At 56.9% G+C, this 21,506-nt stretch carries 16 protein-coding genes; 8 read left to right on the top strand and 8 right to left on the bottom strand.

Translation table 11 applies throughout. The features are described 5' to 3' along the window. Window positions 1–67 precede the first annotated feature (67 nt). From ACXAG1_RS03255 to ACXAG1_RS03245, 3 genes are all read right to left on the bottom strand, one after another. Window positions 68–1,945, bottom strand: coding sequence for an alpha/beta fold hydrolase (locus ACXAG1_RS03255; RefSeq protein ID WP_475118911.1), 1,878 nt, complete (start codon window positions 1,943–1,945; stop codon window positions 68–70). Window positions 1,946–1,985: 40 nt separating this feature from the next. After that, a complete protein-coding gene (locus ACXAG1_RS03250) occupies window positions 1,986–2,603 on the bottom strand; it encodes a trimeric intracellular cation channel family protein (protein WP_475118910.1) in 618 nt (205 codons plus the stop codon). A gap of 181 nt (window positions 2,604–2,784) precedes the next feature. Beyond that, window positions 2,785–3,972: an acyl-CoA dehydrogenase gene (locus tag ACXAG1_RS03245; RefSeq protein ID WP_475092859.1), complete on the bottom strand. Its 1,188-nt coding sequence runs from the start codon at window positions 3,970–3,972 to the stop codon at window positions 2,785–2,787. Between the two features lie 301 nt (window positions 3,973–4,273). Between ACXAG1_RS03245 and ACXAG1_RS03240 the strand changes: the two genes are divergently transcribed. The 6 genes from ACXAG1_RS03240 (at window position 4,274) to ACXAG1_RS03215 (ending at window position 12,816) form a co-directional block, all read left to right on the top strand. Then, entirely contained in the window at window positions 4,274–5,761 is a 1,488-nt protein-coding gene (locus ACXAG1_RS03240) for an efflux transporter outer membrane subunit (RefSeq protein WP_475118909.1), read from the top strand. A 46-nt stretch (window positions 5,762–5,807) separates the two neighbouring features. After that, window positions 5,808–7,070 carry an efflux RND transporter periplasmic adaptor subunit gene (locus ACXAG1_RS03235; protein WP_475118908.1) on the top strand — a complete coding sequence of 421 codons (1,263 nt, stop codon included), beginning with the start codon at window positions 5,808–5,810 and terminating at the stop codon, window positions 7,068–7,070. 17 nt (window positions 7,071–7,087) lie between these two features. Next, on the top strand, window positions 7,088–10,231 hold the full coding sequence (locus ACXAG1_RS03230; protein WP_475118907.1) for an efflux RND transporter permease subunit: 3,144 nt from the start codon (window positions 7,088–7,090) through the stop codon (window positions 10,229–10,231). Window positions 10,232–10,531: 300 nt separating this feature from the next. Continuing rightward, the gene (locus ACXAG1_RS03225) at window positions 10,532–10,954 is read left to right on the top strand and encodes a hypothetical protein (RefSeq protein WP_475118906.1); all 423 of its coding nucleotides are present in this window, start codon (window positions 10,532–10,534) and stop codon (window positions 10,952–10,954) included. Between the two features lie 133 nt (window positions 10,955–11,087). After that, a complete protein-coding gene (locus ACXAG1_RS03220; protein WP_475118905.1) occupies window positions 11,088–12,389 on the top strand; it encodes a hypothetical protein in 1,302 nt (433 codons plus the stop codon). 88 nt (window positions 12,390–12,477) lie between these two features. Beyond that, window positions 12,478–12,816, top strand: a complete 339-nt coding sequence (locus ACXAG1_RS03215; RefSeq protein ID WP_475118904.1) for a hypothetical protein — start codon at window positions 12,478–12,480, stop codon at window positions 12,814–12,816. A gap of 552 nt (window positions 12,817–13,368) precedes the next feature. On the opposite strand, the gene ACXAG1_RS03210 is transcribed toward ACXAG1_RS03215, so the two are convergent. The 4 genes from ACXAG1_RS03210 to phhA all read right to left on the bottom strand — a co-directional run bounded on the left by ACXAG1_RS03210 (window position 13,369) and on the right by phhA (window position 18,017). Further along, window positions 13,369–14,538 carry a cation:proton antiporter gene (locus tag ACXAG1_RS03210; protein ID WP_475092864.1) on the bottom strand — a complete coding sequence of 390 codons (1,170 nt, stop codon included), beginning with the start codon at window positions 14,536–14,538 and terminating at the stop codon, window positions 13,369–13,371. Window positions 14,539–14,701: 163 nt separating this feature from the next. Further along, on the bottom strand, window positions 14,702–16,381 hold the full coding sequence (locus ACXAG1_RS03205; protein WP_475118903.1) for an aminotransferase class V-fold PLP-dependent enzyme: 1,680 nt from the start codon (window positions 16,379–16,381) through the stop codon (window positions 14,702–14,704). A gap of 71 nt (window positions 16,382–16,452) precedes the next feature. Continuing rightward, complete coding sequence (locus ACXAG1_RS03200; RefSeq protein ID WP_406827804.1) at window positions 16,453–16,923, bottom strand: Lrp/AsnC family transcriptional regulator; 471 nt, start codon at window positions 16,921–16,923, stop codon at window positions 16,453–16,455. A gap of 293 nt (window positions 16,924–17,216) precedes the next feature. Then, entirely contained in the window at window positions 17,217–18,017 is an 801-nt protein-coding gene (gene phhA, locus ACXAG1_RS03195; protein ID WP_406827803.1) for a phenylalanine 4-monooxygenase, read from the bottom strand. 197 nt (window positions 18,018–18,214) lie between these two features. Here phhA and ACXAG1_RS03190 point away from each other — a divergent pair, with 197 nt between their 5' ends. Then, window positions 18,215–19,666 carry a TyrR/PhhR family helix-turn-helix DNA-binding protein gene (locus ACXAG1_RS03190; protein WP_475118902.1) on the top strand — a complete coding sequence of 484 codons (1,452 nt, stop codon included), beginning with the start codon at window positions 18,215–18,217 and terminating at the stop codon, window positions 19,664–19,666. Here ACXAG1_RS03190 and ACXAG1_RS03185 read toward each other — a convergent pair. Then, on the bottom strand, window positions 19,663–20,007 hold the full coding sequence (locus tag ACXAG1_RS03185; protein WP_475118901.1) for an Mpo1-like protein: 345 nt from the start codon (window positions 20,005–20,007) through the stop codon (window positions 19,663–19,665). The two genes, ACXAG1_RS03190 and ACXAG1_RS03185, sit on opposite strands and share 4 nt — an antisense overlap. 267 nt (window positions 20,008–20,274) lie before the next feature. Between ACXAG1_RS03185 and ACXAG1_RS03180 the strand changes: the two genes are divergently transcribed. Beyond that, window positions 20,275–21,498 (top strand): CaiB/BaiF CoA transferase family protein, encoded by a 1,224-nt coding sequence (locus ACXAG1_RS03180; protein ID WP_475118900.1) that lies wholly within the window; start codon window positions 20,275–20,277, stop codon window positions 21,496–21,498. The last annotated feature ends 8 nt before the right edge of the window (window positions 21,499–21,506 follow it).

The following is a 21,506-nucleotide window of genomic DNA, read 5'->3' as shown; positions in this document are numbered from 1 at the left end:
TGTCCAGCCTCTTGATACCCTTCTCGAAGTGGCCTGACCGCACTGCTTGCAATAACGCTTGCCAGGCTCAATACAGCTCGGAATAGCGGTTGCCGCCGGGTGTCTGGCGGTGCCGCTGTGCCTCGTCGCGGGTGCTGTCTTCTCCGCCGGTTGACGCTTCTGACTCCAGTTCAGTGGCGGTGGTGGAGGAGGGCGGCACGGCAGTTTCGCCTGAGCTTTCCGAAGGCTTTTCTGCGCTGGTCTGGCCAGTTTCTTCCGTCAGACTTGAGCCCTGTTGCTCTTCCGAACTCTCTTCCGAACTCTCTTCCGAGGTGGGGCGTGCGGAGGCGGCGTCTTCCTGTGCCTGCTGAATTTTCAGTTCGGCGATTTTTTGCTGCAGTTCCGCCTGCCGCGCAAGCTCCGCCTTGCGGCATTGATCGACACTTTCTGCAACCGATTGCTCGGGGTTATCGAGAAATTCTGCCGCGGCCTGTTCGGCGCAGTCACTCGCGGAAATGACATCGTGGGCGAGGTTAGGGAAGAGCACCCACTGGTGATTCGGGAGCTTTTTGCGCGCCTTGTTGGCGTCGTCCGCCGATAACACCGGGTCCAGAGCCCCGTGCATTACCAGCGCGGGGATGGGGGTCTGCACCGCCCTGGACTCGACCATGGGGGCCGACGGAATGGCCCAGATGCGACATTGCATCTGCATCATGTCGATGTCGGCGCGCACCGAACCACCAAGAATGCCGCTGGTGGAGGCCAGGTCCCGGGCTTTCTGAAAGTCGACGAAAGGCGCTTCTTCAAAACAGAAGTGGCTAATACCGGCGGCGTCACCAAAGTTCGGATCCAGTACCAGGCCCATAAAACTTGCGATTGCCGGTTTTAGTAATTCGGCCTGGTCCGACTCCAGTTCTTCAATGATGGCCGGGAAATCCCTGTAGAAATTTTCGTTGTACAGAGCCTGAAACAGCACCCGTAACAATCGCTGGCCTGTCAGGACAAAGTCGTATTGCTCTCCGGGGTGAATGTTCCCGGTGCTCACGGTAATAGGCGATTCATCCAGAGCCTGAACACGGGCTTCCAGCCGCTGTTCGAGGTCGGGATAGCGTTTGTTGCACTCGCTGTCATTGCGGCAGCGCTCTACACCCCGGCGGTAGGCCGCCACCACATCCTCGGGCAGTTTCTGGGTATAAATGATGTTTGGGAATACCGCGCTGTTCAGCACCATCGCGCGCACCGACTCGGGAAAATCACGGGCAACGGTCAGGGCATAGCGCGTTGAATAGGAAACCCCGTAAAGGTTGAGTTTGGGTACACCGAGGGCCTTGCGCAGTTCCTCGACATCCCTGGCGACGACCGCACTGTTGTATTGCGCCAGGTCCGCTGTTTGGCTGAGGCGGCTGTAGCAGCGCTCCATACTGTAGGTGAAAACCCGGCCTTCCTCGTCGGTACTCAGATTGCGGGTGAACGCCAGATCCGCATCCTTGATAAATTCCGTGCACGCGAGCTTGGGGGTCGCCATTCCGGTGCCGCGCGGGTCCATCACAATCAGGTCGCGGCCATCTTCCACACTCATGGCCGAGTAATTCACCCACAGCCAGTCGCTGGCATTTTCCGGTTCCAGCCCCATGCTTGCGCCGGGCCCGCCGGCGCCCAGGTGGAGGAGAGGCTCCTTATCGGGGTCGCTGATCTCGGCGAAGAAGCGCACCACTGGAAACTGTATCTTGCGGCCTGCAGGCTTCCCGTGATCCTCCGGAACTTCCATCATGTAGCACTGGGTCGTGGGCCAGCTGGCCTCCGCATCAAACCAGCAGGGCTTGGGAATCAGGCGGCTGGGGGATGGCGTAGCGCTTTGTTCCTCGGGCGCGCAGGCGGCCAATAGCATCGCCACAAACAGTGCGCCGACCATCCGGAGTTTCTGCGGGGAAGGGGGGAGGAACAGATACAAAGAGCGTAATGGCATAGGGAAATTCTGAATGTAAAAAGAGCCAGCCAATGGTCGATCATTCCGGCCGGAAGCGAGCGATGGGAGCGGAAAGGTTCCAGCGCAGCGCCGCCAGGCGAATAGACAGGGTAACCAGAACCGCGATGGCCACCACCGCCTCGCCGGGCAACACGGGGATGTCGTCCAGTATTACCAGAGCCGCAGCGCCACTCAAGGCGGCGGTGGCATAAATTTCACGACGCAGCAGCAGGGGAATATCCCCGCACAATAGATCGCGAATCAGCCCGCCGAAGGTGCCTGTCATCACTCCCATCACAATCGCGATAGCCGGAGAGTACCCGAGGTCCAGCACCTTCTGGGTGCCAATCACCACGAATACCGCCAACCCCGCCGCATCGGCGATCATCAGCAGGCGCATGGGCACACGAAGATAGCGGATGACGTAAAAACTGATTACGCCGGTAACGACCGCGATCCATAGATAGTAGCTATCGGTCAGCCAGAATACCGGGACATTCAGAATCATATCCCGAGTGGTACCGCCGCCGGTCGCAGTGACGCAGGCCAGCACCACGGCACCAAACAGATCCATCTGCTTGTGGCCCGCCGCCAGTACACCGGTAAACGCGAAGACCACGATACCGATCAGGTCGCACCAGTAGAGAAGTTGTTCCATTGAGTCCGGCTCGCAACAGTTCCAGAGTTCCAGTTCGGTGATCCAGGCAGAGTGTTGCCGGCAGTGAATCTGGAGGAGAAGGAGGCGGAGCCCGGTAGCGGGAGTGCTACCGGGTTCTAAGGTGAGCCCGCGCCCTCTGGCGTGGGATTATGGAGGGCTAAGAGGATTCGGTACAGTGCTGTCAGAAAAACGCCTGTAACCCGGTCTGTGCACGCCCGAGAATCAGTGCGTGGACATCGTGGGTACCTTCATAGGTGTTGACCGCTTCCAGGTTCATGGCGTGGCGAATTACGTGGAACTCGTCGGCAATGCCGTTACCGCCATGCATGTCGCGGGCAATACGCGCAATCTCCAGTGCTTTGCCGCAGTTATTCCGTTTCACCAGAGAAATCATCGCCGGGTCGAAGTGCTTCTTCTGCTCGTCCATCAAGCGGCCAACCCGCAGAGAGCCCTGCAGGCCGAGGGTGATTTCGGTCTGCATGTCTGCGAGCTTCTTCTGGAACAGTTGGGTTTGCGCCAGCGGTTTGTTGAACTGTTTGCGGTCCAGGCCGTACTGGCGCGCCGCGTGCCAGCAAAATTCTGCGGCTCCCATGGCGCCCCAGGAGATGCCGTAGCGGGCGCGGTTGAGGCAGCCGAAGGGGCCGCTGAGGCCTTTGATATCCGGGAACCGGTTGTCTTCCGGCACGAAAACATTGTCCATCACAATCTCACCGGTAATGGATGCGCGCAGTGAGAATTTGCCTTCAATCTTGGGTGCGCTCAGGCCTTCCATGCCTTTTTCCAGCACAAAGCCGCGGATATCGCCCTCATCGTCTTTCGCCCAGACCACAAACACATCTGCGATGGGGCTGTTGGTAATCCACATTTTGGCGCCGGAGAGGCGGTAGCCGCCGTCAACCTTCTTCGCGCGGGTCTTCATACCGCCCGGGTCGGAGCCGGCATCCGGCTCGGTCAGGCCGAAACAGCCCACCCATTCACCGGTGGCGAGCTTCGGCAGATACTTTTCTTTCTGCGCCTCGCTGCCGTAGGCGTAGATCGGGTGCATAACCAGGCTGGATTGCACACTCATGGCCGAGCGGTAGCCGGAGTCCACACGCTCCACTTCCCGGGCGACCAGGCCGTAAGAAACGTAATTCAGGCCGGCGCAACCGTAGCCTTCAATGGTGGAGCCCAGCAGGCCCAGCTCGCCCATCTCCTCCATGATTTCACGGTGGAAGATCTCGTGGCGGTTGGCTTCCAGCACCCGCGGCATCAATTTTGACTGGCAGTATTCACGTGCCGTGTCGCGAATCATGCGCTCTTCATCACTTAATTGGCGGTCCAGTAGCAGTATGTCGTCCCAGTGGGCCAGCGGCTGATTTTTGCTCATGGTATGGATCCGTACAGGGTCTCTAGAAACAGGGTTTTTAGAAATAGTGTTCTTGCGCTCTCGTCATAGTAGGCAAATGCCTGGCGATTCATAAGCGCATCCACGAAAAACCGGTCTCAGGGTGCAATGGCACAGAGCCGGTGGATTGACTGTATGGGCATCATAGCGAACAGCCATGTTGGAGTCACGTTTGTGATCACATTTTGCGGTTCGCCATCTTTCAACCGGATGACCTGCCGTTACCGTAAACAAACGTAAAACGCCTTGGCCCGCAGCTCATAAGTTTTGATAATGAAAAGAAATGCTTTTAGATCGAATCAGTTTTATGGGGTTTTTGCGGAAATTCTTCACGTTGTGCGGTCTTGTCGGTGCTGTGGCTGCCGCCGGGTGCAGTAGCCCCCAGCCGTTGCCGGCGGAGCTGCCCGGACAGGTGTTTGAGCTGCCAGAGCGCTTCAGTGCCTCCGGACAGGTGGCGACCAGTGCGCGTTGGTGGCAGGCCTTTGATGACGCGGCACTGAATGCTCTGGTCCAGGAAGCGCTGGCGGCCAACCCGGACCTGCAGGCGACCTACTGGCGGCTGCAGCAGGCCGATGCCGCCGCCGCGCAGGCACGCAGTGGGTTCTGGCCCCGATTGACCGGGTCTCTGGAGAACACCGAGCAACGCCGCGCCTCCAGCAATGAATTCGATTTTTCCGGCGCCGAAAACGAGGGCAACAGCTGGAGTGGAAACCTTGCCGCCAGCTATGAAATAGATCTGTGGGGCAGGGTGCGCAGTGGTGCCCGCGCCGCTCAGGCCGGGTACCTGGCTCAGGAGCAGAATTTCAATATCGCCGCACTGACGCTGGTTGCGGAAGTGGCGGGTGTCTGGCTGCAGTTACAGGAGCAGCGCGGGCAGGCACGTCTTCTTCAGGCGCAGCTGGACACCAACCGGCAGTCACTGCGCGCCCTGGAGCTGCGCTTTGGCAGCGGGGTGACCGCCGCCGCCGACGTCCTGCAGCAGCGCCAGCTGGTGCAGCAGTCGTTGCAGGAGCTTGAGCAGAGCCGCGCGAATACCCGCATATTGCTCACCCAGCTGGCCGCTCTGCTCGGAACCAGCGTCGAATCTCTGCCGCCATCGGCCTTTGCCGATTCCCAGCTACCGCAATTACCGGCCCTGCCGGATATCGGGATTCCATCAAACCTGCTGCTGCGACGCCCCGATGTACAGAGCGCTCAGCGTACGGTTTTACAGGGGCACTATCTTGCGGATCAAGCGTGGGCCGAACGGCTACCGACGCTTTCCCTGAGCATGCTGTTGAATGGCGGCGGTCTGGCCCTGGTGGACATTACCGAAGACTGGCTGCTGAATCTGAGCGCATCTCTGGACGGTGTGATATTTGATGGCGGCAACCTCAGGGCGCAGCAGCGCCAGCAGGAGGCCGTGGAGCAGGAGCGGTGGGCGCTGTTACGGGATACCGTGTTACAGGCCCTGAGCGAAGTGGAGCAGGCACTGATCAACGAGCAGGCCATTCGCCAGCGTTTGCAGTTTCTGCAGACCCGTTCCGAGCTCGCCGATCAGATTACCCTGCGCCAACGCCGCGCCTATGGACAGGGCACGCTGGATTTCCTGAATGTACTCTCCGCCACCAACAACCAGCAATCTCTCGAACGCCAGCTATTGACCGCGCGGCGGGAGCTATTGGAAAACCGGGTGGCCCTGTATCGCGCACTGTCCGGTGGCCTGCCCGCGCAGGATCTGCCGCAACCCGTACCGGTCGAGCTGGACGTATACCGTCAGGAATCACAATAAGTCCGAGAGCAGACGGACAATTAGAAACTGTATTTCAGGAGCTGTCATGCTGAATAAACTCAACTGGAATATCGCCATTCCGATCCTGCTGATCGTGCTGGCGTCCGTCGTCTCCAGTTGGCTGCTGCGAGAAAAACCCACCATGCAGCGCGGCGAACGCAAAGCGCCACCATTGACCGTGGAAGTGGCCACCGCCGAGTACGGTCAGTTTCCGTTAACCATCAAAGCACTCGGCAAAGTGGTCGCCCGCGAGCAGGTGGAGCTTCAGCCGCAGGTGGATGGTCGTGTTGACTGGCTGGATTACGACCTGGGTCCGGGTTCAACCCTGGCGAAAGGGCAGCCACTGACGCGCATTGAGCGCGAACCCTACGAACTCGCCCTGCAGGCCGCACGCAGCACACTGGCCGAGCGCCGCGCGGAATTGCAGCAGGAGCAGGGCCAGCGGCTGGTTGCTCAGGAAGAATTTGAATTGTTGGGGCGCTCGCTGCCGGATGCGGACCAGTCCCTGGTGTTGCGCGAGCCGCAGCTGGCAGCCGCCCAGGCGCGTATGGATGCGGCACAGGCACAGGTAAAACTGGCGCAGCGGGATCTCCGCCTCACCGAAATCCGTGCCCCGTTCAATGCACTGCTGGTAGCGCGCACTGTGGACGTTGGGGATCGGGTGGCGCCGGGAACCGTGCTCTATTCGCTGGCCGGGGCGGACCGCTTTCAAATTGAGGTTGAGGTGCCGGCTCGGCAGCTTCCACAGCTGAATACCCCCAAAGCCACCGTGCAGATTCGCGGTAGCCAGTGGCCTGAAAGCACATACCGGGATGGCCGGTTTGTGCGCGTCATACCGGTGCTGGAAGAGCAGGGCCGCCTCGCGCGAGTGCTGGTAGAACTGGACGATCCGCTCGGCCTGAAAACGCCCGGCTCACCGCAACTGTTACTCAATGATCTGGCGCGGGTGCAAATCACCGGTCAGGCTGCCGGCCAACAAGTACGCATTCCGCTGACCGCGCTGCAGGACGGCAATCGGGTATGGGTGGTGCGCGATGGCAAGATTCATATTCAATCGGTGCAGTTGTCCCACTACGACGATGAGTTCGCCATTCTCGAAAGCGGGTTGCGCGGTGGGGAGCTGCTTGTCACCACACGCCTGGCCAGTGTCACCGAGGGCATGCCTGTGCGTACAGCCGGTACAGGTAAAGAAACCGGTAAAGAATCTACCGATGGCAATCCGCGGCGAAGCCGTGCGGAGGGCCCGCCAGAACTCCCGGAGAACTCCCGCAAAGCGCGCCAGCAGGGCACCGATGGTGAACGTGGATGAGCAACCCGAACGATCCAATGGACAGAGCCCATCGCGGACCCCGCCCGGCCATCGATACCCGCCGCGGTGCCATCGCGTGGATGACCCACAACCATGTCACCGCCAACCTGTTGATGCTGGTGTTCCTTATCGGCGGCCTGATTTTTTCCCTCACCATCAAGAAGGAGGTATTCCCGGAATTCAGCCTGGATATGGTGAGCGTGAATATCTCTTACCCCGGAGCCAGTCCGGAAGAGGTCGAGCGCGGAGTGTTGGTGCCCGCAGAGCAGGCGGTGACCGGCCTTGAAGGGATCAAGGAGCTGCGCGGAAGCGCCGGCGAGGGCAATGCCAGCCTGACCCTGGAGCTGGACGAAGACGCCAATGCCAACAAGGTATTCCAGGATGTGCAGGCGGCCATCGACCGGGTTTCCACATTTCCTTCGGATATTGAGCGCCCCCAGGTGAGCCTGGCGGAGCGCAAGCGGGACGTGCTGGATCTGGTAGTGCACGGGCAGGTGGACGACCGCACCCTGCGGGCGGTTGTGATGCAGGTGTACGACAAGCTGGAGGCGCATCCGGACATCACCCAGCTGGAAGCCTATGGCGTCAAGGATTTCGAAGTGGCGATCGAGGTGCGGCGGGATGACCTGCGCCGCTATAACCTCACACTTGCGGCCATCGCGCAGCTGGTGCGCAATGCCGCGGTCGACGTTCCCGCCGGCGGTGTGAAATCAGAAGCCGGAGAAATTCTTGTCCGGGTGACCGAGCGCAAAGACTGGGCGCGACAGTTTGGCGATATTGCCATCGCTCAGAGTGCGGGTGGCGGTACCGTGCGCCTGAAAGACGTGGCGACGATTCGGGATGCGCTGGTGGATGAGCCGCGCAATATGGTTTTCAACGGTGAGCCGGCGGCCGGTATCGACGTGTTCCGGATCGGTGATCAGACACCAATGAGTGTCAGCGACGCTACCCACGAAGTGTTGCAGGAACTGCAGGAAACCCTGCCACCGGGTATGCAGGTGACGGTGCGCGATGACGACTCGGAAATTTTCAAGGAGCGCCTTTCGCTGCTGCTGAAAAACGGGTTTATTGGTCTGTTACTGGTGTTTGTGGTGCTCGGTGCATTCCTGGAGTTGCGCCTCGCATTCTGGGTGACCCTTGGTATTCCGATCAGTTTTTTGGGTGCGCTGTTGTTCCTGCCGGCGATGGATATCTCCATCAATATGGTCAGCATGTTTGCGTTCATCATCGCCCTTGGGATTGTGGTGGATGATGCGATCATCGCGGGGGAAAATATCTATGAATGGCGCCAGCGGGGCTACAGTAATTTTGACGCGGCGATAGCAGGTGCCCGCCAGGTAGCGGTGCCGCTCACCTTTGCCATTCTCACCAATATCGTTGCGTTTATTCCGCTGACCGAGTTGCCCGGGTTTATGGGTAAAATCTTCGGTGTCATTCCGTTCGTGGTGGGCGCGGTATTTGTTATTTCCTGGGTGGAAGCACTGTTTATCCTGCCCGCACACCTCGCCCATTCCAAGCGGGGCTATAAAAGCCGCTCGGCGCGTCGCCTCGCCGCACGCCAGAAACTGATCGCGCGGGGACTGGACCGGTTTGTGGAGCACCGCTTCAAGCCAGTACTCGATGCCTGCGTGCGCCACCGTTACATCACCATTTCCATTTCTCTCGCCATTCTGATTGTGATGACCGGCTACGCGGCCAGCGGGCGTATGGGTTTTACCCTGATGCCGCGAGTAGAGCGGGACTCCGGGCGCGTGCAGGTGACCTTTCCGCCGGGCACCTCCGAAGCGCAGCTTGAGCGCGCGCGCACCCAGATTATGGGGGCCGCCGATCGCATTCTCGAAGAGACCGGGCGTGAAGGGATATTTATCGGGATGCGCGGCCTGATTCGCAACGATTCCGTACAGGTGGATGTTTACCTCACACCGGGCGATCAGCGGGAAGTGACCACCGGTGATTTTGTGCGGCGCTGGCGGCGCGAGGTGGGGCCGGTGCCGGGAGCACTGAGTTCCAGTTTTGCCAGTGACCGCGGTGGGCCGGGGGCCGGGCCTGCACTTACGGTGGAGTTGCGCCATGCGGACACGGATATGCTGGAGCAGGCCGCTACCCAGCTGTCACAGGCGCTGCAGGCATTCCCTTCGGTGGGTGATATCGATGCCGGTGTTTCCCAGGGAAAACGACAACTGGACCTGACCCTTACCGATACCGCAAAAAGTCTTGGGCTGACGGCAGAGGATATCGGCCGGCAATTGCGCGCTTCACTATACGGCGCTGAGGCCATGCGTCAGCAGCGGGGCAGGGACCAGGTAAAAGTCATGGTGCGCCTGCCGGAAGAAGAGCGGGTAACCCTGGACGATGTCAGCAACATTATGATCCAGGCCGGCAACGGTCTGTGGTTACCTTTGCCCGATCTGGTGGTCATTGATCAGGGGCGTGCCTACGCCAGTATCAATCGCAGGGAAGGCCGGCGGGTAATGACCGTCACGGCCAACGTGGAACCGGCGGATCAGGCGGCGCTGGTCATAAACGAGCTGAACGAGACGACCATGCCGCAATTGCGCGCACAGTTTCCCGGCCTGAGCATTTCTTATGAAGGGCGGCAGGCGGAAGAGCGGGAGGGGCTCTCATCCCTGGGCATGACCTTCTCGCTGACGCTGGCTGTGTTGTACTTCCTGTTGGCGATTCCGCTAAAGAGTTATATCCAGCCGCTTACGGTCATGGTTGCCATCCCGTTCGGTGTCATCGGCGCTATTCTCGGGCATCTGGTTATGGGGTACGGCCTCAGCATGGTCAGCCTGTTGGGCATGGTGGCCCTCGCCGGCGTGGTGATCAATGACACTCTGGTGATGATCGAATACGGCAACCGCCTGCGCGCAGAGGGGATGCCAATCACCGACGCCATCAAGGCCGCCGCCGCCCGCCGTTTCCGCCCCATCATCCTCACTACGGTAACCACCTTTTGCGGTTTGATGCCGATGATCTTTGAAACCTCGGTGCAGGCGAAATTTATGATTCCGATGGCGATTTCCCTGGGCTACGGAATTCTTGCCGCGACCACGATTTCTCTGCTGCTGGTGCCGTGTTTGTTTTTGATGTTTTCGAGGGATCTTCCTGAATTCTTTGGGATGCTGAAACGCCGTGTTAGCAAAAGCGTGGCAGCCTGATTGCCGATATTCGGGTTGGCGCTGAGACGTAAGCGTGACCCAAAGTGGGGCTGCATATCAATCATGCTCATCACTATTTCTGTGTGTGCGCGGTCTGGTCGGGAAATCTATTTAAATTAATGGCTTACGGCTATTTGGGTTTTGGCGGGTAGTGGGCAGAGTGATGAGTTTTCAGAATGTGATATCGGATACGTGTAAGGCTAAGTCGTTGACTTTTTTGGGGTTTCTGACAGTCTAGGGAGAACGGGGTGTGAAATGGTGGCGGAGAGATATTGATCGAAATTAACCTGTTAGGCTTTTATGAACACATCCGATTTTTTAAAATTTGCAAACGAATTCAGATTCATAGAGGCAGGAGAAATTTGTCGCCTTAATGATAGGTTCACTTTCCAGCTTCGATCAGCAACCAATGGACATGGTTTCGTTTACCTTTGGGTGGAGGCAGCAGAGCACACTCATACTGTTGTTTATGTTGGGAAGGCTGGGAAGACGCTGAAAGCGCGATGTAACCAGCATCAAGGAGGATTTCATGGCGGTAGTGGTGCAGGTCTTAAAAATGCGAAATTACTTCAAGAAGGAATGAATCATGGATTCCGCTATTTTCTCTACGTAAGGAAGTCTCCACTAGTTTCTGTATGTGGAGAAGACAATATTCCGTATGAATGTGTTGAAGAGCTTGCGTTCATAAAGAAATTTAAATCCACATTGTGGAACCGAGCCTGACAATCAGCGGCAGAGCGACAGCCAACGCTACGCACCTTTTGTGTTGCTCGCTGGCGCTCAAACATTAACACAAAAGCTGCTCCGCGCTGGCTGCGCGTTAGATTAGCCAAAGATTGAAACAAGGGATAGCTAAATGTCACACCTAACTGCCGATGTTTTCGGTGTAAAAAGCACTTTGATCAAGTCTTATATTGAAAGGGATGCAGTGGATGAAAAATTTAAATCATCCATCACAGATGGAAATGAAGTGATCATATATGGATCATCGAAGCAGGGTAAAACATCGCTAATTCTTAATCATTTAACTGAAGATCAGTATGTTAAGGTTGAATGCTCTCCTCAGACTCAGCCTATTGATATTTATAAGTCGATTTTGCGACAGTTGGGTATAACTTATGTCGAGTCTGAAACCTCTGAGAAATCGAGTGAACACGGCGGCAAGATAGGAGCGGGATTCAAGATAAAAATCCCATTCTTAGGGGGTACCTCTGCCGCTGCCGAAGTAACGGACAAAGCAGCGCAGAAAACTGGCGAAAAGGCGACTTACATTGAATACAATCTGGCCTTGGCTCAAGACGTTTCAGAGCTGCTTAAAAAGTTCCACCTAGAGAAATATATTGTAATAGAGAATTTTCACTATCTCGAGTTATCCGTTCAAGAAACATTAGCCTATGATCTTCGGGTTTTTCAGGATCATCATATAATTTTTATCGTTCTCGGTATTTGGCGCGAAGCTAATAGGCTAATCCAGTTCAATGGAGACCTTCTAGATCGAGTTACAGAAGTTCCTGTCGAACCTTGGGAATCTGCCGACTTTTTGAAAGTGATTTCTAAAGGTGAAGAACTATTAAATGTCGATTTTAGCGAAGTAAAGAATCAGTTAGTTGAAGAGTCTTTCGATAGTGTTGGGGTTGTACAGGAAATTTGTAAGCATTGCTGCTTAATTGCAGGCGTATCTGAAACAGCAAATGAGACCGTTACGATTTTGCAAGAACATCTTGATCAAGCATTGTCGGTAAAAGCTCAAGAATACGGTGTTCGACATATACGTAACTTTGAGGCATTTGTAGATATTGCTCGTAGAACAAGTAATCAAAGTGGGAAGCCTTCTCTAGCATTTCCCTATTATTTTATACGCTTGTTATTAACTCATGAATTCGAAAATATCGAAAGAGGGCTATCAAGAGCCGTGTTGCTTGAGGAAATAAGAAAAATACATCATCGCCCAGATGATGTGCGATCAGGAGATCTCGGGAAGTTTCTTCATAATCTTACTGAACACCAAATATCGAAGAAGATACAGCCTCCATTTGTGGACTATGACCGTGGAGGTAAAATATTGAAGATAATTGATTCGTCTTTATATTTCTTCCTTAAAAATTGCGATCGAGAAGAGATACTTGAAGATATCCCCAACCCAATTGACGAAGAATAATCTAACAAATCAAAGCACTCGGACGCTGGTTTTCCGCTGCGCTCCAAACCAGCCGCAAATGCGTGCGTTAGTTGCTCCGAGGTATAGTATGAGAACAATTCAAGTAATTGGTTTGTTGATTGCGATTACTGCAGTTGTTCTTGGGTACCTCCTGTTATCCCCAATAGAAATTGGTAGCTCGGCTTCTGCCGCTGGCGGAGCAGGGTTTGGGCTAATGTTCCTTGTTGGTCCCGCTGTAGTACTTTCCGCTCTTTTAGTCGTGCCATCTTCAATAGCATTGCTATGGCCAGAAGTTCGTAAGCGTATTTATTTCACCGGCCCTTTTTGGAAAACCTTGTGGGTCATCAATAGTGTATTATCGTTGTGTTACCTGTGTATCGCCCTCTATCTCGGGTACATTTGGTTGGCAGCCACCACCGGTAGCTAAAAATAGCGGCTGAGCATTAGCCAGCACTGTGGTTTTCGGTTGCGCTCCAAACCAGCTACAAATGCGGGCGCTATTTCTCAGAGGTCAGTAAATATGGAATGCTGCCCAGTTTGCAAAGGTAATGCCGTTACTCGGCCTCCGGAGTGGAGCGGTGGTCGATTGACGGTTGTATGCCAAAATTGCGGAAGTTACGAAGTTTCCCCCAATTTGTATCGCGATCTTTGCCCATTGCCGGAGACTGATTGGCGAATCGAACGGTTGCGCTCGGAACTTATGGACACAGCTGATCCAAAAATGATTTGGGAGCCTACCGCGAATATCCCGGCGTTTGCGACCATCGATGCAGAAAAGCCCACAAAACTCCAGAAGAGGTTTTTGAGAGCGAAAGCTGAAGGGAAAACGATAACGGTTGGAACCATCTTTCGTGCAGGTGGAACAGACGATGAGCCCGGAAAATAACAGTCAGATGTGGTCCCGACTCTTTTTTGCCTGATCACGTCCAGTCAACTGTGCGTTGCCGTCGCCTAATAGCGATGTCTTAAGTGTCGCGGATCAATCCCGCCGTAACTCATCCTTAATCGCAATAGGATTGGGGAAATTCAATACCACGATATACGACGACACTAGGAAGGTCAGGATCGCTGTGGCCTGAATCAGGTGTGACGCCTTGCTGCCGATCAGCTGTTGGCTGACGGCGAGGAAGGCAATCAGCAGGGAGAATTCGCTGATTTGGCCGAGGCGGAAGCCGATGTCCCACGCAAGTATTTTGCGTTCGCTCTGCTGTCCGAGCAGGTAGCGAAATACCACCGGTTTGATGATCAGTACCGCTGTCGCGGCCACCAGTGCGGGGATGGCGATTTCCGGCACCATATCCAGATGGAACTGGGCCCCGAGACTGAAGAAGAACAGAATCAGGAAGAAGTCCCGCAGTGGCTTGAGGCTGAGGGCAATGTATTGGGAGATGGGACTGGTCGCGAGGGTAATACCAGCAATGAACGCGCCGATTTCCCGTGAAAGTCCCACCACTTCTGCCAGTTCCGCAACCCCCATACACCAGCCCAGCGCGAGCAGGAATACGTATTCGTGGAAACGGTCGAATTTTGCCAGTAGCGGTTGCAGCACATAGCGCACTGCGCCCCAGGCAAAAGCGATCAGTAACGGCAGTGCCGCAAAAGAAGTACCCAGGCGAGCGAAGTCGACGGAGCCGGTGCTGCCGCTCAGCAGAATCATCAGGCAGGTAATGGCCACAAAGTCCTGAAACAGCAGCAGGCCGACCATCATTTCACCCAGGTGCTTGTGATGCAGCACGGTGGTCGGCAGCAGCTTGATACCAATGATGGTACTGGAAAACATCATGGCCATACCGATCACCCACGACTCGGTGTCGGTAAACCCGAACAGGTGCCCAATAGCGTAGCCGAGCCCGAGAAACAGCGCGCAGCTGATCAGGCCAACAAAGGTGGCTTTGCGCAGTACTGAAATCAGCGCTTTCGGCTGCATGTCGAGGCCGAGCAGGAACAGCAGGAAAATAATGCCGATGCTGGACATCTCTGCCATCAGCGCAACATTGTCGATAACACCGAAGACCGAGGGACCGAGGAGGCAGCCAAGGGCGATGTAGGCTACCAGCAACGGCTGACGCCCCCAGAGCGCAAGGGAGGCCAAAACGGCAGCGCCACTGAAGATCAGGAAGAACGACTGGAACAGGGAGGTCTCAGGCACTGCGCATCCTTGAAGCAGACTGGGTTCTTGGTTATGCGGCCATTATCGGCGGGGAGTGAGTGCCGTTTCAAGCGTGGACCTGACCGAGCGTCATGCCGGACTTGATCCGGCATCCAGGTTTTGTGGGGCTGGATACCGGCATTCGCCGGTATGACGATTCTAGTTAGAGCTGAAACCAGCGGAGTACTTCCCCTTCTTTAGACAGTACCGGCTGCTGACACACTTCCCCCGGTGGATTTGCCAGAATGGATCTCGCCTGTTGAATAAACTCATGCAAGGGCGTTGCCACTTTTGCCGGTGCACTGCCGACCATATCAAAACCGAGAGCGATTGGCGCGTCCGCTTCAATGCCCTGGTAGCGCCATACCCCGTGGCTTGCATCGTATTGATAGAAGGGCAGCATACGGTGGCCGTGCTCCGCGATCAGATCGATGGCGTCGATCAGGTAGTCGACGGTTTCCTTATCCAGGAAATAGTTGAAGTTCAGTCGCACCCAGCCCGGTTTCAGAATACTTTCACCCTCGCTGACGAGTTTTTCGATGGCGGTGCTCTGCTCGTCGGTCAGGTGCAGTAGGTGGTGTCCGTAGGGGCCCGCACAGGAGCAGCCGCCGCGGACCTGAATGCCGAACAGATCATTCAGCAGGGCGACCACAAAGCCGTGGTGGAGCGGCTTGCCGGCGTGGAGCAGATGCAGTGAGACGATACTGACCCGCCGGGCTTCGGTGCCACCGAGAATCTGAATGTTGGGGTTGTGGCACCAGCGCTCAAATGCACGGGCGAGCCAGTAATCCTCCCGGGCCTCGATGGTGTCGGCACCGACCTGATCTTTGAGTGCGAATGCCATGCCCGCGCGCACGGATTCCACAATGGCCGGTGTACCGGCTTCTTCGCGCCGTTCGCCCGCGGGCAGGTAGGTGTGACGCGCGGGGCTGACCCAGGATACGGTGCCGCCGCCGGTCACTGCGGGCTGGTTTTCCGGCAGCAGGTCGCGGCGCAGAATCAGAATACCCGGTGTGCCCGGACCGCCGACAAACTTGTGCGGTGAAATAAATAGAGCGTCTTTGCTGGTCAGCTCACCGTCACCCTGCGCGTCGATTCCGACATAGGGCGCTGCTGCAGCATAGTCCCAGAACGACAGGGCGTTGTTCTGGTGCAGCAGGCGGGTTACCGCGTCAACGTCGGTACGGATGCCGGTGACGTTGGAGGCGGCGGAGAAGCTGCCAATCTTCAGTGGCCGGTCCGCATATTGATCCAGGGCCTTTTGCAGTGCCTCGAGGTTGACGCCGCCCAGATTGTCCTGGGGAATGGTGACCACTTCGGCGATGGACTCCCGCCAGGGAAGGTCGTTGGAGTGGTGTTCGTAGGGGCCGATAAATACCACCGGGCGTTTGTCATCGGCAATGCTGCCGGCGTTGCCGCCGAAGCGTTTGTAGCTGTCCTTGCGCAACCCGAGACAGTCCACCAGGCGGTTTACCGCGGCGGTGGCGCCGGAGCCGCAGAAGATAATCGCGTGGTCCTCGCCAGCGTTCACGGACTTGCGTACGGCCGCTCGGGCCTGCTCGCGAAACGCAGTGGTCTGGCGGCCGGTGGCGGAGGTTTCGGTATGGGTATTGGCGTACCAGGGTAATACCTGGTTGCGGATGGCGTCCTCAATAAACTGCAGTGCACGGCCGGAGGCGGTGTAATCCGCATAGACCAGCGGTCGCTCGCCGAAGGGCGTTTGCATGGGCATGCGCTCGCCGATGACATTGTCGCGGATCCGTTGCAGCAGTTCGGCGGTTTCCGGAGCGCAGGATGGGGCAGTGGGCGCCTGGCGGGCGGTATTATTGGTCGAATTGTTCATGGCAACCTCAATGTACTGCGCCCGCGAGGATCACCCGCGGGCGTTATTCAGAATCAGTCATTGAGCTGGTGCTATTCACCGGTTGGTATGGGCAGCTCCGTGGTGCTCTTGATTTGCTCCATGGCAAACGTGGAGGACACGTCGGAAATCCCGGAGTGGCCGATCAGCTTTTTGTAGAAGCGGTCGTAGGCGGCTACATCGCTGACAACAATACGCAGGACGTAGTCGTAGTCGCCCGCCATACGGTAGCAGTCGACCACCTCTGGCAATTCAGCCATGGCGCGGGCGAAAGATTCCGCCCACTCTGCGGTGTGCTGGTTGGTTTTCACCTGGGCGAAAACCGAGACCGGCAGGCCGAGGACTTCGGCATCCAGCAGGGCCACCTTGCGACGTATGATGCCGCTTTTCTCCAGTTTCTGTATCCGGCGCCAGCACGGGGTCTTGGTAAGGCCCACGCGCTCGGCCAGCTCTTCGATGGAGAGGCTAACATCAGATTGAAGAATGGCAAGAAGTTGTCGATCAATCGCGTCGAGTGAGGACATAGTGCTACAGCGCTCCCAAAAACGCGGGGATCGGTTCCATTATTCACTGTCTGCGTGCAGTCCCTTGCAACAAAATACCCCGGTAATTTTGAAAGGCACAGCGAGATCCGACATTGGCGGGCCTTTGAAGAATCGTTTGCTGTGCCCTGTGTCTTGCCCGTAACGATAATCTCAGTATTTCCACATCAGTAGTGGAATTTTTCCCTCCACTTATGACCATCAAAAAAGCCGGGCAATGCCCGGCCAAGCTACAGGGGAGATGTAGGAATTTTGTTTTGTGCGGGCTGTTTCCCTTACGCCGCTTCTTTGGGCGGGAACATAGGCTCGAAGAGCCCCGCGGCCATGGCCTCGCGCACTCGCGCCATCAGATCGATTTCTGTGAGCTGCTGGAGCTCTTCCAGATCACTCAATACGTAGTAAATCGGCTGCACTATATCGATGCGGTAAGGCGTGCGCAGGGTATCCACCACCTCGAACGGGGCGCGCACCGGTTCTTCGCTGAGGGCGTACAGGGTTTCTTTGGGTGACGACAGTATCCCGCCACCGTAGATGCGCAGGCCGTCTTTTGTGTTCAGTAGCCCGAACTCCACGGTGAACCAGTAAAGGCGGGCCAAATAGGCGCGCTCTTTCGGTGATGCATTGAGGCCGAGCTCGCCGTACTTCTGGGTAAAGTTGGCAAAGGCCGGATTGGTGAGCATGGCGCAGTGGCCAAAAATCTCATGAAAGATATCCGGCTCTTGCAGGTAGTCGAATTCTTCTGGGGAGCGGATAAAGGTGGCAACCGGGAACTTGCGCTCGGACAGGAGTCGGAAAAAGGTCTCGAAGCCAATCAGTGCGGGTACCCGGGCAGTTTCCCAGCCGGTTTCACGACGCAGAACCCGACTGACTTCTTCCAGCTGTGGAATGCGGTCCTGGGGGAGGTTGAGTAGCTCCAGGCCGTGCAGGTATTCATCGCAGGCGCGACCGGGCACCACCTTCAGTTGCCGTTCAATCAGGCGTTGCCAGGTCTGGTGCTCCAGATCCGTATAGGCAATAAAGCCTTCGGCATTGGGTTCACGGGCTACGTACTTACTGGGCTTTTTGCTGCTGCTCATGACTATCTCCGCGGTGGGCGGTCACGGATATGCCGCCACATCTGTTTTTATCGTCTCTCTATTCTTAGACATCTGCGCCGGGGTGCGGCAGGGGAGGTGGGGTAAAACCAGTATGCTCGAGCGGCCGCTGGCTACACTTTTTGTAAATTTAGGTTTACAGTCTGGCTATGAGAGTTGAAATTACTTGCAGTGATCGAGTGGGTATTTTGCAGGAAATCATGGGTGTATTTGCTGATTTCCGGATAAATGTACGCACTGGTGAAATTGGCGGAGACAGCGGGGACAAGGTCTACCTGTGGGCGCCTGGTCTGCTCATCACCCAGTTTCAGTCCATCGAGAAGGCACTGCAGCGGGTTCCCGGTGTTCGGAAGGTACGCCGGATCGATCTGATTCCCTCGGAACGGCGTCACTTTGAACTGGATACTCTGCTGCGGCATGTGGCAGATCCGGTGCTATCTGTCGATCCGGAAGGGCGCATCATTGCGGCCAACCTTGCCGCAGCCAGGGCGTTCGGTGTGAGCCTGGAGCAGGCACCGGGCATGCAGTTGCAGCGCTTCCTGCCGCGTTTACAACTGGAGGAGCTGCTGCGCGGTCTTACTGCGCCCCGTTACGGTTTCCCCGTTGCCGTGCGCGGTCGCCCCTATACCCTGGACTGGTCCCCAATCACGCTGGACGATGCCCCGGGTGCGGTTGCTTCACTGGCGGGGGCTGTGCTGACCTTGCAGCCTCGGGCTGCCAGCACCGGGGAAACCACCGCGCAGATGCCACCGGAGCCCCAGGTGCTTTGGGACCTCGATTTGCGTCGCAATTGCTGTCTGCAATTGCAGCAGCTTGCGCCACTGAGTGCGCCGCTGCTGATTTTGGGTGAACGGGGAAGTGGCAAAACCACTTTTCTGAATGCAGCCTATTACCTGAGCCCGCTGGCGGAGCGCGGCAGGGTATATCGCTGTTGTGGTGAAGAACTGGACCGGCAACGTATTGAATACCTTGCCGACCTCCCTGCTGAAACCGTGGTGTTGTTGGATGACCTGAATGCCGTGCCGGTTGAGGTTCAGAGGCGTCTGGCGGAAATGGTTCTGCAGCGCCATTTCAGGCCGCGACTGATTCTGACCGCCACGCAGCTCGGCGGGCTCGCGCCGGCAGTGCAGCAATTGTTTTCAGGCTGCTGCATTCAGTTACCGCCACTGCGCGCTATGCGCCCGGCAATCGCGCGCTTTTGTTCCCTGATGGTCGATCAAATCTCTCGCAGCGCTTCCGAAACCCTTGGCGCGGTGTGGCAAGGCGGCGAGCCCGACACGATTTCAGATCAGTTGAAATTAATGGACTGGCCGACAAATTTCAGTGGGCTGGAGGAGCAGCTCAGGGCGGCAATTGCACATTTGCGTGCCCGCGGCGGGGCGAATTTATCCATTGACGACTTTTCGGCGGTAGCGGACCGGGGTTCGGCGCCAGTGCAGGAGTCCTGGAGCGCCTGGGGGCGCGGATTGACACTGGCGGAGCAGATGGAAAAAGTCGAGCGGGGGATTCTGGAGGAGTTACTGCAAAACCAGCCCAAAAGGCTGCGCTCCAGCCGCGCGCTGGCTCAGCGGCTGGGCATCTCCCATACCGCTGTCGCCAACAAGCTGCGCAAATACGGACTGGCCGACTAGCGCTCGATCTTTCCGATCAGCATGTCCTTGAACATCACAAAGTCGCCCCACAGGGAGTAAAACGGATTTTTAAACGTGGCAGGGCGGTTGTGTTCGAAAAAGAAGTGGCCAACCCAGGCGAATCCGTATCCGGCCAGTGGCACTGCGTACAGCAGTGGCCAGTTTTGCGTGGCAACAGCGGTAATCACCAGTCCAATCACCAGCGTAGTGCCGACAAAGTGCAGTCTGCGACAGGTCAGGTTGCTGTGTTCATTGAGGTAAAACGGGTAGAACTCGCGGAATGAATTGAAGCGCGGAGTTTCCTCCCGGTCATTCGATTGCTGCATGGTATTTTCGGCCATCTCGCTATCCTGTTTATTGCTTATTGTATGTAGGCGTAAGTTGTCTGCTGGAGTAAGTATTGTTTTGGATGAAAGTTGATACTCCGGATTCTAACCAGAACCCGGTACTCAACGTTGGTCTGAAAGGGACATTGCAGCTTCTGGTGCACTTACAGACCGATCAGTTTCGACGGCACCTGAGGGTTCTGCTAATCTTCGCTCCAAATTTGTGATCACGTTTTTGGGCGGTTGCCGCTTCAGGGCTGTCCATGACTACAAGGAATCGCCATGCCTGGTCCTCTTTCCCACCTGAAAGTTCTCGATCTCAGCCGTATTCTCGCCGGTCCCTGGGCCAGTCAGGTATTGGCGGATTTCGGTGCTGAGGTCATCAAGGTTGAACGCCCGCACAAGGGTGATGATACCCGGCACTGGGGTCCTCCCTACCTCAAGGACGCTGAAGGGCAGGACACCGACGATGCCGCCTACTATCTCAGCGCAAACCGCGGCAAAAAGTCCATTACCGTGGATATCACTCAGGCCGCCGGCCAGAAGCTGATCAGGGAACTGGCGCAGCGGTGCGACATCCTGCTGGAGAATTACAAGGTAGGCGGGTTGGCGAAATACGGTCTCGATTACGACGCCATCCGCCAGATCAATCCGCGGATTATCTACTGCTCGATCACCGGCTTTGGACAGACCGGTCCCTACGCCAGGCGTGCCGGTTACGATGCCATGATCCAGGGTATGGGTGGTCTGATGAGTGTGACTGGCGTGCCCGAGGGGCAACCCGGTGCCGGCCCTCAGAAAGTGGGGGTCGCGGTGGCGGATCTGATGACCGGGATGTATGCGGTCTCGGGGGTTTTGGCCGCGGTGATTCACCGGGATCAGACCGGCGAGGGACAGCACATCGATCTGGCGCTGCTCGATACACAAGTGGCGTGGCTTGCCAATCAGGCACAAAACTATCTGACATCCGGCGTCAGCCCGGAGCGCCAGGGCACCGCGCACCCGAACATCGTTCCCTACCAGGCGGTACCCGCCAGCGACGGTTATTTTATGCTGGCGGTAGGCAACGACAGCCAGTTCCAGAAGTTCTGCCAGATTGCGGGGCTGGATGAGCTCGCCGCAAACCCGGCTTATGCCACCAATCGCGACAGGGTGAAAGCCCGCGATACGCTGGTACCCCTGATCGAATCGGCAACCGCCAGCAAACCCGCAGCCTGGTGGCTGGAGCAGTTGAGTGCCGCCCACGTGCCCTGCGGGCCCATCAATAACCTGCAGCAGGTATTTGCGGATCCGCAGGTAATGGCGCGGGGTATGGTGGTTGAGCAGCCGCATCCCCAGGCCGGCAAGGTGCGCACGGTGCGCAACCCCCTGGAGTTCTCTGCATCACCGCTGCAATACCAACAGGCGCCGCCGACCCTTGGCGAGCATACCCAGGTTGTACTGGAAGCCGAGCTGGGCCTGTCGCCGGGTGAGATTGAAGATCTGCGCGCACAGGGGGTTATCTGACGCGGCTC

The sequence above is a fragment of the Microbulbifer sp. ABE4_465 genome (assembly GCF_056160765.1).
Note: the sequence above shows the minus strand (reverse complement) of the source record. Positions and strands in the feature narration are given on the sequence as shown.